The organism is Cupriavidus sp. FW306-1B-F12B (assembly GCF_058781795.1).
Genome location: NZ_JBYSXC010000022.1, coordinates 25,120 through 39,676 on the forward strand (window position 1 = coordinate 25,120; position 14,557 = coordinate 39,676).

The following is a 14,557-nucleotide window of genomic DNA, read 5'->3' on the forward strand; positions in this document are numbered from 1 at the left end:
TCTCCAGGTCAGCCGAAATAGGCCGCGCGAACCTCATCGTTCTCGCGCAGCGCCTGCGCGGTGCCCTGGGCCACGACACGGCCCTGGCTCAGCACATAGCCCTGGTGTGAGATGGCCAGCGTCTGGCGCGCGTTCTGTTCCACCAGCAGCACCGTCATGCCCAGTTCGTTGATCTGCTGGATGACCTTGAAATTCTCCTTCACATAGAGCGGCGACAGGCCCAGCGACGGCTCGTCGATGACCAGCAGCCGCGGCTGCGCCATCAGTCCGCGCCCGATCGACACCATCGCCTGTTCGCCGCCGGACATGGTGCCGGCGAGCTGGCCCGCGCGCTCGCGCAGCCGGGGGAAGATCGTGTACACGCGCTCGATGCGCTCGCGCACCCTGGCCGGGTCCGCCTCAAGGAAGGCGCCCAGCGCAAGGTTTTCAGCCACCGTCATGCGCGGGAACACCTTGCGGCCTTCGGGAATGCAGGAGATGCCGCGTGCGATGATGTTGTGGGTCTTCTCTCCCGCGATGTCCGTGCCGTCCCACAGGATGCGCCCCTGGCGCGGCGGCGTCAGGCCCAGGATCGAGCGGATCAGCGTGCTCTTGCCGGCGCCGTTGGCGCCAAGGATGCAGGTGATCTTGCCCGGCGGCACCTCGATCGAGACATCGTGCAGGACGTTGACCTTGTCATAGCCCGTGGTCAGCCCTTCCACGCGCAGTGTGCTGTCGCTCATGCGGCTTCCTCCCCCAGATAGGCGGTCTGCACGTCGGGATCGGCGGTAATCTCGGCGTAGGTTCCCTCGGCAATCTTCTTGCCGTAATTCAGCACGATGCAGCGGTCGGTGATGCGCTCGATCACGTTCATTTCGTGCTCGATCAGCACCACCGACAGGTCCTGCAGCTTGCCGCGCACCTGCAGGATGTCGTCCATCAGCTCGTGGGTCTCGTCATGCGTCATACCCGCCGAAGGCTCGTCGAGCAGCAGCAGGCGAGGGCGGCTCATCAGGGCCCGGCACACCTCGATGCGGCGGCGGTCGATCATCGTGAACGTTTCCACCGGCTCGAACAGCCGCGCCACCAGCGGCGGGCTGAAGATGCCCAGCAGTTCGCGCACCGACTCCACGTAGCGTTCGTACTCGGCGCGGAACGCCTTGCGCCGGAACAGGTTGAAGACCAGCCCGTGCCGCATGTTCTGGTAATCGCCGATCACGATGTTGTCGAACACCGTCAGCGGCAGCGACAAGCGCGAACGCTGGAACGTCCGCGCCACGCCGCTGCGGTAGATCTGCTGCGGCGTCTTGCCGATGACGTTGTTGCTGTCATAGGTAATGGTTCCGGCGCTGGCCTTGTACAGCCCCGTCAGCACGTTGAAGAACGTGGTCTTGCCGGAGCCGTTGGGGCCCAGCAGGCCCAGGATCTCGCCACGGCGGATCTCGAGCTGGAGGTTGTCCAGCGCGGTCAGGCCGCCAAAGCGCATGGTCAGGCCGCGCACCTGGATCATTGCGTCGCTCATTGCGCATCCTCCCGGGGAAAGAACAGGCGGGTCTTGCGCGGCATCAGGCCGTCCGGGCGGAACAGCAGGATGGCGATGACCAGCGCCGCATAGAACAGGAAGCGGTATTCCTGGATGAACTGCAGCTTTTCGGGCAGCACCAGCACGATGATGGCCGCCGGCACCAGGCCCACCACGTTGCCGAGGCCGCCCAGGATCACGATCGACAGCATCAGCAGCGAGTCGGCGAAGGTGAAGTTGTTGGGCGCCACGAACGCAGTGACCATGCCGTAGACACTGCCGGCGATGCCGGCAAAGAAGTTGCCGAGCATGAACGCAATCACCTTCCACCGGGCGATGTGCAGGCCGAACGCGGCGGCGGCGGTCTCGTCGGTGCGCACCACGTCCATCGCCAGGCCTACCCACGAGCGCTCCAGCGCCTTGACCACGGCAAAGGTGCCCGCGCAGATCAGCAGGCTCAGCAGCGCATAGCTGGCGTAGAACGACACGTCCACGCCGAACAGTGTCACGCCCTCATTGAACGCGAAGCCGAACAGCGTCATCCCGGGAACCTGCAGCCCCTGCGGCCCGCCCAGCACGTCGTTGACCTCAAGGAAGGTCTTGAACAGGATGCCGAACGCGATGGTCACCAGCGCCGCATAGTGGCCGCGCGTGCGCAGCACGGGCGCAACCAGCACCGAGCCGATCACGGCCGCTGCCAGGCCGGACAGCACGATCACCAGCACGTGGGGAATGCCCGTGTGCGTGGCCAGCACGGCCGTGGTGTAGGCGCCGATGCCAAAGAACGCCGCGCCCGCGAAATTGGACACGCCGGAAAACCCGAACTGGACGGTCAGCCCCAGGCAGGCGGTGGTGTAGAGCAGCACCGCGCACAGCATCAGCAGGACGAAATGGCTCTCATGGAACAGCGCGACCAGTGCCAGCGTGCCGGCCAGCGCCCATAGCCTGGACTGGCCTGGCCGCCGCGCTGCTGCCTGCTCCACGGCCTGCGTCAGGCCCAGCCGGCCCGCCGCGAACAGCGCGGCCCCGGCCAGCGCCAGCAGCACGGCTACCGCCAGTTGCGATTCCGCATGCAGGAAGAAGTAGAGATAGGCCACCATGGCGATGGCCGAGATGGCCAGCACCATGGCCGGGCGCCGCTGCGGGCCCTCGGCCGTGGCGGCGGAGGCCGCCGGCAGCGGCTTCGAGACGTTGTCAGACACGTTCACTGGCTTTCTCCGCGATGAGTCCGGTCGGCTTCCAGGCCATCAGCACGATGACCACGGCAAAGGCAAATACGTCCTTGTAGGCGCTCGGGATGTCGGGCACCAGGACCGGCAGCATGGCACTGCCCAGTACCTGCAGCGCCGCAAACAGGAAGCCGCCGAGGATGGCGCCGTAGATATTGCCGAGCCCGCCCAGGATGGCAGCGGCAAAGCCGATCACCCCGAGCAGCAGCCCGACGTTGAAGTTGATCTCGTTGTAGTAGAGGCCGTTCATCACGCCCGCCAGTGCCGCCATGGCGGAACCCAGCGCAAACGTGACCAGTACCACCACCTCGAAGTTGATGCCCATCAGCCGGGCCGTTTCGCCATCCTGGGCCACGGCACGAATGGCCATGCCAAAGCGCGTGCGGGTGATCAGCAGATGCACGCCGAGGATGATGGCCACGCCGGCGGCCAGCAGGATCAGGTTGTCCGCGCGGATGGAGAGCGCGCCGATGGTGAACTCGCCAGCGGGCAGCAGCGCGGGAAACGGCTTCGGGTTCGAGCCGTCCGGGTAGAACAGCCGGACCGCCTCACGCAGCACCGTGCCCAGCATCAGCGTGGCCAGCAGCGTGTTCAGCGGCGGCGCACGGCGCAGCGGCAGGATCAGGACGCGGGCGATGCCGGCGCCCAGCAGGCCGGTCACCGTCACCGCGCACACCACGATGGCCAGCAGCTGCAGCCACGGGGAATCCACGTGCATCGCCACCACGCCGGCTGATGCCGCCAGCCCGGCAAACGCGCCCACCATCAGCACATCGCCATGAGAAAACTTGATCACGTCGAGCACGCCGAAGAACAGCGTGAACCCTACCGCCACCATTGCGTAGATCATCCCGAGCATCAGCCCGTTAAAGACATACTGCCCTAATACACTCATCGGTATCCCCCGAATTCCGGATGCCCAGGCGGGCGCGGGGCCGGGCGGGGGGCAGGCGCGCCCCGAACCCGGCCGCCATGCTTACAGGCCGGTCAGCTTCTTCTTGCCCTTGCCGTAGGTGCTGTCTTCCCAGATCACCCACTTGCCGTCTTCCACCACATACTTGGTGATCAGCGGCACCACGTTCTGGCCGTGGTCGTCGAAGGTGACCTTGCCGATGATGGTGTTCACGTCCCTGGTGCCGTTCAGCACATCACGCACCTTCTTGCGGTCCGGGCCCACCTTTTCCACGGCGTCCATGATCAGGTTGGCCGCGGCAAACGCAAACGGTCCGTACGCTTCGGGCGGTTCACCGTATTTCTGCTGCGTGTAGCGTTCCATGAAGAACTGGCCGCCCGCCAGCTTCTCTACCGGCGCGCCTTCGATGAACGCCAGCGAACCCTCCGACAGCGACTTGCCCACGCCTTCGATATAGGCATCGGACTTGATACCCGACGTGCCCTCGAACTGGGCCTTGATGCCGAGCTTGTCCATCTGCGTGCGGATGCGCACGCCCAGCGGCGTGAGGCCGCCGAAATACACCACGTCGGGCTTCAGTTCGCGGATCTTGGTCAGCTCCGTGGTGAAGTCCTGCTGATCGGCTGTGACGCCGAACGTGCCGACGATGGTGCCGCCGTCCTTCTTCAGGAACTCGCTGAAATACTTGTTGTGGCCCTTGCCGTAGTCGGTGGTGTCATGGATGATCGCCCACTTCCTGTAGCCCAGCCCGGTCATGAATTTGGCCGCCACTTCGCTCTGGTTGATCATCGTGCCGTTGACGCGATGGATCTCCTTGAACTTGTTGCCGTAGGTGACCTCGGGCAGCACGGCGCCCCACACCACGGCGGGCATGCCGAAGCGGCTGTAGACGCCCACTGTGCCCATGGCCACGGCCGAGCAGAAGTGCGTCACGCCGGCAACAATGGACTTGTCCGCCGCGATCTTGGTCGCCACCTGCACGCCGACGTTCGGCCGGCATTCGTCGTCCTGCACCACCAGTTCATAGGTGTACCTGGCCTTCGGGTCCGCATTGCGCAAGCGCACGGCCAGGTCCGCGGAATTGCGTCCGCCCAGGCCGATCGACGACACGCCACCGGTCAGCGGACCGACAAAGGCAATCTTGACGACATCCTTGGCCTGCGCCGGTGCTGCCGTCAGGACCATTCCGGTCGCCGCGGCTGCCATGGCGGCGGCTACTGCAGTGTGTTTCTTGCGCACTCTCTTTCCCCCTGGGTTGCATGGACAAATTGGACGAACCGCTGGCGCGGCGTCACCGACCCGAACCGATGCAAGGCGCCCGCGGACGCCCGGGAAAGCTCTTGGAAAGCTGCCTGCACCATATTCAAGTCACTTGAATACTATGCAACAGACATGCCAACCTTCAACGAGCGAAAACCCGTAGCTTGGATGGGGGGCTGGGGAAATGAGGGGAGCCCGTGCTCAATCTGGGCGCATGGGCGCACGGTTGCGGTGCGCCGGGGAGCAAAACAAGGGAAGAAACATAGGGCCGTACGTAGGTGCTGTTTGGAGCACTTCCATTGCATCTCGCAGGCACCCACACAGATGCAGGTAGCGGTAGGTAGTGATGGCCGCCAACCGCGCGTCTGGCCGACACCCGGCATCGGCCAGCCCTGCGGCAACCGCCGTGCGCTACTGGTCTGCCTTCGCCCCCGACCGCCGCACGATTTCCGCCCATTTCCTGCCTTCGGAAGCGTTGTAGCGGGCAAAGTCGCCGGGTGAAGAGCCGACCGGCTCGGCGCCCATGTCGGCATATTGCTGCCGCACATCGGGCCGTTTCAGCGCGCTGGCCGCATGCGCGGCCAGCTTTTCCACGACCGGGGCCGGCGTGCCGCGCGGCGCCCACAGGCCGTACCAGGTGCTGATGTCGAAGCCGGGCAGGCCGGACTCGGCGACAGTGGGCACGTTTGGCAGCGCGCTCGCGCGGCGCGCGGTGGTCACGGCAACGGCACGCAGCTTGCCGGACTTGATGAAGGGCATCGCCGACGGCATGGAATCAAACATCAGCTGGATCTGGCCGCCCATCAGGTCCGTCAGCGCCGGCGCGCTGCCCTTGTACGGCACATGCTGCATCGGCACCTTTGCCGCCAGCTTGAACGATTCGCCGGCCAGGTGCTGGGCCGAGGCATTGCCCGCCGAGCCGAAGTTGAGCGCACCGCCCTGGCTATTGGCGTAGGCGATCAGGTCCTGCACGGTCTTCACCGGCGATGCGTTGTTGACCACCAGCACCAGCGGCACGTCGGCCAGCTGCGTGATCGGCACGAAGTCCTTGAATGAGTCATAGCGCATCTTTGGCTGGATGCTGGGGTTGATCACATGCAGCGAGGCATTGGCCAGGATGGTGTAGCCGTCGGCGGGCGCGCGCGCCACGGCTTCGGCGCCGATCATGCCGCTGGCGCCGGGTTTGTTGTCGACCACCACGCTCTGGCCCAGGCTCTCGCCCATCTTGACCGCGACCACGCGCGCGAGCAGGTCGGTGGGGCCGCCGGCGGGGTAGGGCAGCACCATGCGCACGGGATGCTGCGGAAAGTCCTGCGCGCCCGCGGCGGCCGGCAGCGCGGCAGCGGCTGCCGCCAGCATCAGTGCGGCGCGCAGCCGCGGCCACGCAGGAAGTCGTTTCTGGTATCGGGTGTTCACGTCTCTGTCTCCTTGATTTTTATCGCTACCTTGCCCACCACCTGGCGGGATTCCAGCGCGGCCAGGGCGTCGCCCAGGCCGGTGATCGGATAGACCGCGGATACGGTCGGATCCAGCTTGCCCTGCGCGGCCCAATCGAACAGCGTCGCCATGACCTCCTGCAGCGCCGCCGCATGCTCGGCCCGCTCGTTGGCGGGCGTCCAGCCGATGTAGCGGCCAAAGAAGAACCCGTGCAGCGTGAGGTTCTTGACCAGCAGCAGGTTGACCGGGGCCTGCGGGATGGTGCCGCTGGCAAAGCCGATGCTGAGGATGCGTGCGTTCGCCGCCGCCGCGCGCAGCGCCTGGCTGAACAGGTCGCCGCCGACCGGGTCCACCACCACGTCCGCGCCACGGCCGTCCGTCAGCGCCTTGACCGATGCCGCCAGGTCCGCCGGGGCCAGCGCGTGCGTGGCGCCGCGCCGTAGCGCGTCGGCACGCTTGGCCTCGGTGCTGGCGCAGGCGATGACGGTGGCGCCGAGCTGGCGCGCAATCTCCACGGCGGCCAGGCCGACACCGGCCCCGGCGCCAAGCACCAGCACCGTGTCATCCGGGCGCAGCGCGGAGCGCCACACCAGCCCGCAATACGCCGTGCCATAGGAAATCGGGATCGGCAGCGCAGCCTTTGACGGCAGCACATCCGGGACGCGGTAGACGGTGTACTCGGGCACGATGACCTGCTCGGCAAAGCAGCCCCAGTCCGCGATCGCCACCACCCGGTCGCCGGGACGCAGCCGCGTGACCGCGTCACCGCAGGCCACCACGCGGCCGACCGCTTCGGTGCCGGGCACGAAGGGCAACGGGGGGCGGCGCTGGTACTGGCCGGCGATCATCAGGCCGGTGGCATGGCTGACGCTGGCGTACTCGACGGCAATCGTGACCGCATGCGGGTCGGCCAGCGCCGGTTCCGGAATGGCCTGCAGCGCCACGTCCTGCACGCCGCCGAACTGCTTGCAGACAAGCGCCTTCATTGCGCACCTGCCTTGGCCGCCGGGGCCGCCGCCTGTCGCACCACACCCTGCTGCAGCCATGCGTCGATGGCCTGCTGGCCGAAGCCGGCCTCGTGCAGGACCTGCACGGTATGTTCGCCGTTGGCCGGCGCCGGGCCGGCTGGCCGGCGCATGTCGCGCGCCGGGATGCCGGCGAAGGGCAGCGGTCCGAGCCCCGGCTGCGTGATTGTCTGGAAGGTCTGCCGGTGTGCCGCCTGCGGGTGCGCCAGCACGTCGTCATAGCTGCGCACCGGGGCATGCAGCACGTCGTGCCGGCTGAGGATGTCTTGCCATTGCGCGGTCGTGCGCGTGGCGATCTGCTCGGCCATGTGCTGGTTCAGCAGCGCGGCGTGGGCCATGCGCGCCGCATTGTCGGCAAAGCGCGGGTCTTCCAGCCAGTCGGTGCGGTCCAGCGCATGACATAGCTTGGCGAACTGCGCGTTGTTCAGCGCCAGCAGCGTCACGCTGCCGTCGCTGCTGGCATAGACGCCATTGGGCGCGCTCACCGGCCCGGCGGCCGCCGGGCCACCGATGGCATGCTCGAGCAGGTTGTTGGCCTGCAGCGCACAACAGGCATCGAACAGGTTCAGCTCGACGTGGCCGCCGCGCCCGCCGCGAAAGCGCCGGCACAGCGCCGCGGCGCAGGCCTGGGCGGCATAGAGGCCGGTGGCGGCGTCGGCCAGCAGCATGCCGATGCGGCGCGCGCCACCGTCGGCGCCACGGTTGGCGAACATCAGCCCGGAGTCGGCCTGCATCACCGAGTCCGAAGCGGGATAGTCGGCATAGGGACCATCCGGGCCATAGCCGCTGATCGACACATAGACCAGCGCGGGCCGTCGCGCGGCCAGTGCCGCATAGCCCACGCCCAGCCGTTCCGCCACCTGGGGGCGGAAGTTCTGCACGACGATGTCGGCCTGCAGCGCAAGCCCGAGCAGCACTTCCTTGCCCGCGTCAGTGGTGGCGTCGACGCAGACGCTGCGCTTGCCGGCGTTATAGGCGATCGCCAGCGCGCTGGTATCGCCGCGCACGACCCCGACCTTGCGGCCCCAGTCGCCCGCGGGCGGCTCGACCTTGATGATTTCAGCGCCTTGCTGCCACAGGATGTGCGCGCAGTACGGGCCGGCAATGCCCTGGCTGATGTCCAGCACGCGCAGGCCGGCGAAGGGCAGGTGGGTGTCGGACAGGTCGGAAGCGGGCAGTGCGGACATGGCGTTCGAAAGGTGGGTAAGCAGGAGGTTTATGCTAGGGTTGGCTTCCTGCCAGGACAATCCCTCGATTGTGCCTACGGTGTTGACTCATGATTGACAATAATTTCGATCTCAACCTGGTGCGGCTGTTCGTCACCATGGTCGAGTCGCGCACGCTGACCGCCGCCGCCGAGCGCAGCGGCATGACCCGATCCAACGTATCGCGCCGCCTGAAATTGCTGGAGCAGCACCTGGGCGCCCAGTTGATGCGCCGCACCACGCGCCATGTCGAACTGACCGAAGCGGGCCAGTTGCTGTACGCGCATGGCTTGCGCATGCTGGACGAGCTGCAGTCGGCCAATACCTCGATCGACAGCCTTGGCCAGGTGGTGCGCGGCGATGTGCGTATCCGCCTGCCCACGGGATTGGGTCATCTCTACCTGACGCCATTGCTGCTGGAATTCGCGCGCAACTACCCGCAGATTTCGCTGCGCGTCGTCATCAACGACAACATTGGCGACCTGATCCCGGCCGAGGTCGACGTGGCGCTGAAGATCACCTCGCAGCCGCCCGATGACCACGTGGCGCGGCGCATCTGCGATGTCGGCTGGTGCCTGTGCGCGTCGGCATCGTTCCTGGACAGCCACGGGCCGATCCGGACCGTGGCCGACCTGGAACGCTGTGACATGATTGCCCCCGCATCGCTGGGGCGCCGCTTTACGCTGAAGATATGGCTGGCGGGCACGCCGATGACGTTGCGCGTGTCGCCCCGGATCCAGTCAGGCGACTATCCGTTCCTGTTCGAGTCGGTGATGGGCGGGCTGGGCGTGGCCCTGCTGCCGCGCTATGCGGTCTGGCGGCAACTGCAATCCGGACAGATGCGCGAGGTGCTGGCCGAGTGCGAAGCCGAAGGCGTGGGCGACAGCGTCTACATGCTGACCGCGCCAAACCGCTATCCCACGCTGGCAACGCGAACGCTGATGGACTTTATCCGCCTGCACCTGGAGCGGCAGGCAGAGAACTGGGGGCGCCGCAACCTGCCTGCGGCAACGGCCAATGAAAGCCGTGCCGCCCCGGCGTCCTGACCGATGGGGCGGCATGGCGGGCGCAGCGATTACTTCTCCTGCATCCTGGCGGCCTTGACGATCTCGCCCAGCCGCTTGCGCTCTGCCTCGACAAACTTCACGAAGTCCGCACGCGTGCCGCCGACCGGCTCGATGCCCACGGCTTTCAGCTTGGCGGCGGCGGCCGGGTCCTTCATGGCCTTGTCCACCGCGGCGGCCACCTTGTCCAGGATGGCGTCGGGCGTCCCCTTGGGGGCATGGACGCCGGCCCAATGCGCGATCTGCAGGTCCGGGAAACCTTGCTCCACCGCGGTGGAAAGCTGCGGGTAGGCCGAGATGCGCTGCGTCCAGGTGGTGGCGAGCGCCTTGAACTTGCCATCGTGCAGGATATGCGGAAGGGCGATGATGCTGGCCTCGGAGGTTCCTTCCACCTGGCCGCCCAGCACTGCCGTAGTGCTTTCCGACCCGCTCTTGTAGGGCACCGGCTGCAGCTTCGCGCCGTACTTCACATTCAGGATCTCCGCCACGAAGTGCGGGGTGCTGCCGGTTCCCGCGGTCGCGAAGTTGAAACCGTTCCCCTTCTTTGACGCCTCGACGAAGTCGCGCAGATCCTTGTAGGGCGCGTTCTTCGGCACCACGATGACCGAAGGCGCAAGGCCGATCATGGCCACCGGGACCAGCGCGTCATCCTTGAACGGCATGGACTTCTTGATCATGCTGTTGGAGATGACGCCGGCTGCGCTGATCAGGAAGGTATAGCCATCCGGCGCGCTCTTGGCCACGATGTCGGCGCCCACGGTGCCGCCCGCGCCGGGCCGGTTCTCGATCAGCACGGTCTGGCCCAGCGCCTTGGTTGCGCCCTCGGCCGCGGCGCGCGCCATCAGGTCATTGGCGCCGCCGGCGGCAAAGGGCACGACAAAGCGGATCGTCTTTGCTGGCCACTGTTCTTGTGCGCAAGCCGGGGCAACTGGGATGAGGGCTGCTGTTGCCAACAGGCCCAGGGTGAATCGGTTTTTAATGGTCAAGGCATGTCTCCGTCCGTGGATGTTGATATGGGCTGGTGAGTGCTACGAGAACCAGTCCATGCCGTGCTCGCGATTGAATGCTGTGGCGATCTGCATTTTACCGGCGCTGCGCCCAGCAGGCTTGACCGCTTACGGAGGCCGTGATCCTTGGACTTGCGCCAGCACCGGGTGATGCCGATGCTGGCCATCGGCGCCGAGCATGCGATTCCTGGAGGCGGGGTGGGCAGGGCAGGCGCGTGGTGGTTGATGGGGATCTCGCTCGCGTCCCGGCCTGTACTGGCGATTGTGGCAACTACAATCAAGCGGGGAACGACCGCAGATAGGAGCGTGCCATGGCTGCATACCTGATTGCCGATGTTGACGTCACGGACCCCGCCGTTTTTGAAGAGTACAAACGAGACGTACCCGCTACCGAGGTGCGCTATGGTGGGAAATATCTGGGCCGTGGCGGTGCAACCAAAGTGCTCGAAGGAGACTGGCAGCCGCATCGTCTCGTCATCGTCGAGTTCCCGGACATGGATGCCTTGATAGCCTGGTATGACTCGCCAGAGTACGCGCGCCTCAAGGCGATACGGGAAAGGTGTGCGACAACAAGGATTATCGCGCTGGAAGGGGTCGCGGCCGTCACCGTCTAGGAAATCGGCGCAAGCGTTGCCGGGGTCTGGCCTCGACCGGGTCGGCCTGGTCGGCGGTTTCCTGTTCGCGCGCCCGCGTGCGGGTGCTGTCTGATTCGTTCCGTGGCGATGCAACCGCGGGCCTGGCGCCCTTCACGCTGCACTCAGGCGCTTCGCATTCGCCATCGCACGGCCGTGGATCGGCGCGAGGATCTGCTGCATCAGGTTTGTCGCCAGGTCTGCCAGCTGCAGCGGGTTGCCGGGGAACCCGGCGGCCAATTGCAGAAGGTCGGCGTGGCGTTCGAACCATTGCGCGGCGGATCGACTGGACGCCAGCGTCGCCGCGGCCGCGGAGGTCGCCCAAAGATGATCGCTGGTGTCCTTTGCGAGGGTCATGGTCAGGTTGATCCATCCCGAACCCATGGCAAGCAACGATTCAGACGCGGCCTCTCCCTTCTCAATGCTCATCAGGCTGAATTCGCGCTGGTCCTGCTCGTCAGGCGCCGGACCGGCGATCGCCATGCGCGTGGTGCGAATGCTGACGACATGCATTGCTGCCTGGAGCAGTTCGCACATGTCACTAAAGAGGCGGGAGGCGTTTGCGGAAACGTCGAGGACAGGCTGCGGAATAACGGAGGAGGGCACGCGGGTTTTCCTTCGGCATCCGCTGAAAAACGGACACCTGGCAAATTCTTGGGAGGCGAGCGGCGTCCGGGTCGCTTTTCGAAGGCGTGGCCGGCCGGCATTCCTCCAAGCATAGGTGCATTTATGTTGCATTGCACCATTTCTTTTGGTTTTCTGCGCTGGATCGGGCACGACACGACAGGACCCGGCTTCCTCCAAGCCGCGCCACGCCAAAGCGCTGATTGGTGTCGAAGCCTCAACAGTGTGGGTACCTTGGCGCGCCTACCGCGGTGCGCCGCCGCGGCCTACGATTTGCTCCATGCCGCGGCACGCGGTGATGAGTGCCCCGGCATCCCTTCACATTCTCCATCCCTCAGGAGCCGTCATGACCCAACGCGTGAATGCCATGAAGCAGTCCCCCGAACTCTTCAAGAAGTACCTGGAGTTCAGCACCCTGCTGCAGGTCAGCGCGATCGAACCAACCATCCGTGACCTGGTCGAGATTCGCGCTTCGCAACTCAATGGCTGTGCCTTCTGCCTGGACATGCACGTCAAGCAGTCGCGCATCCATGGCGAGCGAGAGCTCCGCCTTCACCATGTCGCGATCTGGCGCGAATCGACGCTGTTCCAGCCGCGCGAACGTGCCGCGCTGGCGTGGACCGAGGTGCTGACCAACATCCCGGCGCACGGTGTGCCGGATGACCTGTACGAGCGCGTGCGCGCGCATCTGTCGGAAAAGGAACTCTCGGACCTGACCTTTCTGGTCATGGCCATCAATGGCTGGAACCGGCTGAACGTGGCCTTCCGGACCGTGCCGGGCTCGGCCGACAAGGCCTATGGCCTCGATAAGGCAAAGCTGGAGTGACATCATGAAGATCACCAGAACGCTGGGCATGGCCCCGCTGCTGCTTTCCGTCCTGCTGGTGGCGCAACCGGCCATGGCTGCGCCGCCAGAGCCCAAGGTGACGCTGCTGTCGACAGAGGCGCTTCCGGAATATCCCGGCAAGGAGGTGCAGATGATCGTGGTGGAATACCCGCCCGGCGGCGCCGACCCGGTGCACCGCCATGACGCGCACGGATTCGTCTATGTCCTTGAGGGCAGTATCGTGATGGGTGTCCGGGGCGGCAAGGAAGTCACGCTCACTGCCGGGCAGACCTTCCACGAAGGCCCTGACGATATTCATACTGTCGGGCGCAACGCCAGCAACACCAGGCCCGCGAAGTTCATGGTGCTGTTGCTGAAGAACAAGGGCGCTCCGATCCTGATGCCAACGAAGTAGCACATTGGCCGGCTGCGGATGCGATCCCGAAGGTTCAGGGATCGCATCCTCGGGCCCGTCGTTGCGCGCAGCTCAGTCAACCACCGCCACGACGCTGACGATGCCCTGCCTGGCCATCTTCACATAGGGGCAGAAGCGCTCGGTATTGCGCACCAGTTCTTCCGCCACCTGTCGTTGCACGCCAGGCATCCTGACCCGGATGTCCGTGGCCAGCGCGAAGCCGCCGTCAACGGGATCGCGGCCGAACGCTATCTCCACTTCCACTGCGAGGTTGTCGACGCTGACATTGGATCGCTGGGCCAGCAGGTACAGCGCCCCATGAAAGCAGGCGGCGTAGCCCGCGGCGAACAACTGCTCGGGATTGGTGCCGTGGCCGGGGCCGCCCAGCGCCGCCGGCAGCCGCAGGTCGACGACAAGATTGCCGTCATCGGAACGCGCCACGCCCGAGGCGCGGCCGTGTCCGGTTTCCCCGCCCGAGACGGTGACGGTGGTGGTGTAGAGGGCGTGGAAGCCCTGCCCGCGATACTTGTCGAGCAGGCTCAGCGGGGGGGCTTGCAGCCCCTTGTTGTCCATACGGCCCGCCCGCGTTGTCAGGCCTTCGGCTTCTGGCTCTGTCGCAGCCACGCTTCGAAACTGGTCTTGCCCAGGCGTGCCGGGCCTTCCGGTACCAGCGTATCGTCTTGCAGTTCGGCTCCGAAATAGCGGGCCTTGCCATCGACGACAACCTTGCGCGGATCCTTGGTGGCATCGAGATAGCGTTGCACGAGGTCGCTCAGGTGGAAGCGTTCCGGCCCGGCGATATCGACGATGCCGTTGACGGGACCGGCAAGGGCGTGGTCCGCCACGGCCTCGGCCACGTCATCCGAGGCAATCGGCTGGATCGATGCGGAAGACAGGCGCACGGAATCGCCATCGGCGCCCGAATGGACGATGCCGCCAAGGAATTCGAGGAACTGCGTGGAGCGGACAATGGTGTAAGGGATGCCGGCGTTCCGGATCAGCGCTTCCTGCGCGATCTTGCCGCGGAAGTAGCCGCTTTGTGAGAGCTTGTCCGTGCCGACCACTGACAGCGCCACATGGTGCGCGACACCGGCTGCCTTCTCCGCCGCCGCAAGGTTGCGGCCCGACGTCTCGAAGAAATGCAGGACGGCATCATCCGCGAACGATGGCGAGTTGGCCACGTCCACGACAACCTGCGCCCCGGCAAGTGCCTGGCTCAGGCCTTCGTCTGTCAGCGCATTCACGCCGGTCTGCGGAGACGCGGCAACGACTTCATGGCCTTGCCCGGCAAGCCGGGCGACGACCTTGCTGCCGATCAGGCCAGTACCTCCAATCACAACGATCTTCATCATGCACCTCGATTCTGGTGGAAGGGATGGGCATTCAACCCATGTCCCATGCTAGGCGAAGGGGTGCAGT

Annotated in this window: 16 protein-coding genes; 4 read left to right on the top strand and 12 right to left on the bottom strand. The window is 65.9% G+C overall.

The annotated features are described in order from the left end of the window. Positions 1-8: 8 nt before the first annotated feature. The 8 genes from AC3WLE_RS28190 to AC3WLE_RS28225 form a co-directional block, all read right to left on the bottom strand. Positions 9-722, bottom strand: a complete 714-nt coding sequence (locus AC3WLE_RS28190; RefSeq protein WP_492317328.1) for an ABC transporter ATP-binding protein — start codon at positions 720-722, stop codon at positions 9-11. Then, positions 719-1,501: an ABC transporter ATP-binding protein gene (locus AC3WLE_RS28195; RefSeq protein ID WP_492317329.1), complete on the bottom strand. Its 783-nt coding sequence runs from the start codon at positions 1,499-1,501 to the stop codon at positions 719-721. The genes AC3WLE_RS28190 and AC3WLE_RS28195 overlap by 4 nt, the downstream gene beginning before the upstream one ends. Beyond that, a complete protein-coding gene (locus AC3WLE_RS28200; protein WP_492356033.1) occupies positions 1,498-2,709 on the bottom strand; it encodes a branched-chain amino acid ABC transporter permease in 1,212 nt (403 codons plus the stop codon). Before AC3WLE_RS28200 ends, AC3WLE_RS28195 begins: the two co-directional genes overlap by 4 nt. Continuing rightward, positions 2,696-3,625, bottom strand: coding sequence for a branched-chain amino acid ABC transporter permease (locus tag AC3WLE_RS28205; protein ID WP_492356032.1), 930 nt, complete (start codon positions 3,623-3,625; stop codon positions 2,696-2,698). Before AC3WLE_RS28205 ends, AC3WLE_RS28200 begins: the two co-directional genes overlap by 14 nt. An 81-nt stretch (positions 3,626-3,706) precedes the next feature. Further along, positions 3,707-4,882, bottom strand: coding sequence for a branched-chain amino acid ABC transporter substrate-binding protein (locus tag AC3WLE_RS28210; RefSeq protein ID WP_492317331.1), 1,176 nt, complete (start codon positions 4,880-4,882; stop codon positions 3,707-3,709). 432 nt (positions 4,883-5,314) lie between these two features. Beyond that, complete coding sequence (locus tag AC3WLE_RS28215; protein ID WP_492356071.1) at positions 5,315-6,262, bottom strand: tripartite tricarboxylate transporter substrate binding protein; 948 nt, start codon at positions 6,260-6,262, stop codon at positions 5,315-5,317. 53 nt (positions 6,263-6,315) lie between these two features. Continuing rightward, complete coding sequence (locus AC3WLE_RS28220) at positions 6,316-7,326, bottom strand: NADPH:quinone oxidoreductase family protein (protein WP_492356031.1); 1,011 nt, start codon at positions 7,324-7,326, stop codon at positions 6,316-6,318. Beyond that, a complete protein-coding gene (locus tag AC3WLE_RS28225; RefSeq protein WP_492340408.1) occupies positions 7,323-8,552 on the bottom strand; it encodes a CaiB/BaiF CoA transferase family protein in 1,230 nt (409 codons plus the stop codon). Before AC3WLE_RS28225 ends, AC3WLE_RS28220 begins: the two co-directional genes overlap by 4 nt. 89 nt (positions 8,553-8,641) lie before the next feature. Between AC3WLE_RS28225 and AC3WLE_RS28230 the strand changes: the two genes are divergently transcribed. Continuing rightward, positions 8,642-9,616: a LysR family transcriptional regulator gene (locus AC3WLE_RS28230; protein WP_492340409.1), complete on the top strand. Its 975-nt coding sequence runs from the start codon at positions 8,642-8,644 to the stop codon at positions 9,614-9,616. A 29-nt stretch (positions 9,617-9,645) separates the two neighbouring features. On the opposite strand, the gene AC3WLE_RS28235 is transcribed toward AC3WLE_RS28230, so the two are convergent. Continuing rightward, complete coding sequence (locus AC3WLE_RS28235; protein WP_492351572.1) at positions 9,646-10,620, bottom strand: Bug family tripartite tricarboxylate transporter substrate binding protein; 975 nt, start codon at positions 10,618-10,620, stop codon at positions 9,646-9,648. Positions 10,621-10,952: 332 nt separating this feature from the next. Between AC3WLE_RS28235 and AC3WLE_RS28240 the strand changes: the two genes are divergently transcribed. Further along, the gene (locus AC3WLE_RS28240) at positions 10,953-11,255 is read left to right on the top strand and encodes a DUF1330 domain-containing protein (RefSeq protein WP_492317333.1); all 303 of its coding nucleotides are present in this window, start codon (positions 10,953-10,955) and stop codon (positions 11,253-11,255) included. Between the two features lie 132 nt (positions 11,256-11,387). On the opposite strand, the gene AC3WLE_RS28245 is transcribed toward AC3WLE_RS28240, so the two are convergent. Further along, positions 11,388-11,879: a polyhydroxyalkanoate granule-associated phasin gene (locus tag AC3WLE_RS28245; protein ID WP_492317334.1), complete on the bottom strand. Its 492-nt coding sequence runs from the start codon at positions 11,877-11,879 to the stop codon at positions 11,388-11,390. 364 nt (positions 11,880-12,243) lie between these two features. On the opposite strand from AC3WLE_RS28245, the gene AC3WLE_RS28250 reads away from it, so the two are divergent. Both AC3WLE_RS28250 and AC3WLE_RS28255 read left to right on the top strand, forming a co-directional pair. After that, positions 12,244-12,723 carry a carboxymuconolactone decarboxylase family protein gene (locus tag AC3WLE_RS28250; protein ID WP_492356030.1) on the top strand — a complete coding sequence of 160 codons (480 nt, stop codon included), beginning with the start codon at positions 12,244-12,246 and terminating at the stop codon, positions 12,721-12,723. Positions 12,724-12,727: 4 nt separating this feature from the next. Next, entirely contained in the window at positions 12,728-13,138 is a 411-nt protein-coding gene (locus AC3WLE_RS28255) for a cupin domain-containing protein (RefSeq protein WP_492356029.1), read from the top strand. Positions 13,139-13,210: 72 nt separating this feature from the next. Here AC3WLE_RS28255 and AC3WLE_RS28260 read toward each other — a convergent pair whose 3' ends face one another. After that, the gene (locus AC3WLE_RS28260; protein WP_492356028.1) at positions 13,211-13,711 is read right to left on the bottom strand and encodes an Ohr family peroxiredoxin; all 501 of its coding nucleotides are present in this window, start codon (positions 13,709-13,711) and stop codon (positions 13,211-13,213) included. A gap of 17 nt (positions 13,712-13,728) precedes the next feature. Continuing rightward, positions 13,729-14,487, bottom strand: a complete 759-nt coding sequence (locus AC3WLE_RS28265; protein ID WP_492356070.1) for an SDR family oxidoreductase — start codon at positions 14,485-14,487, stop codon at positions 13,729-13,731. Positions 14,488-14,557: the final 70 nt, after the last annotated feature.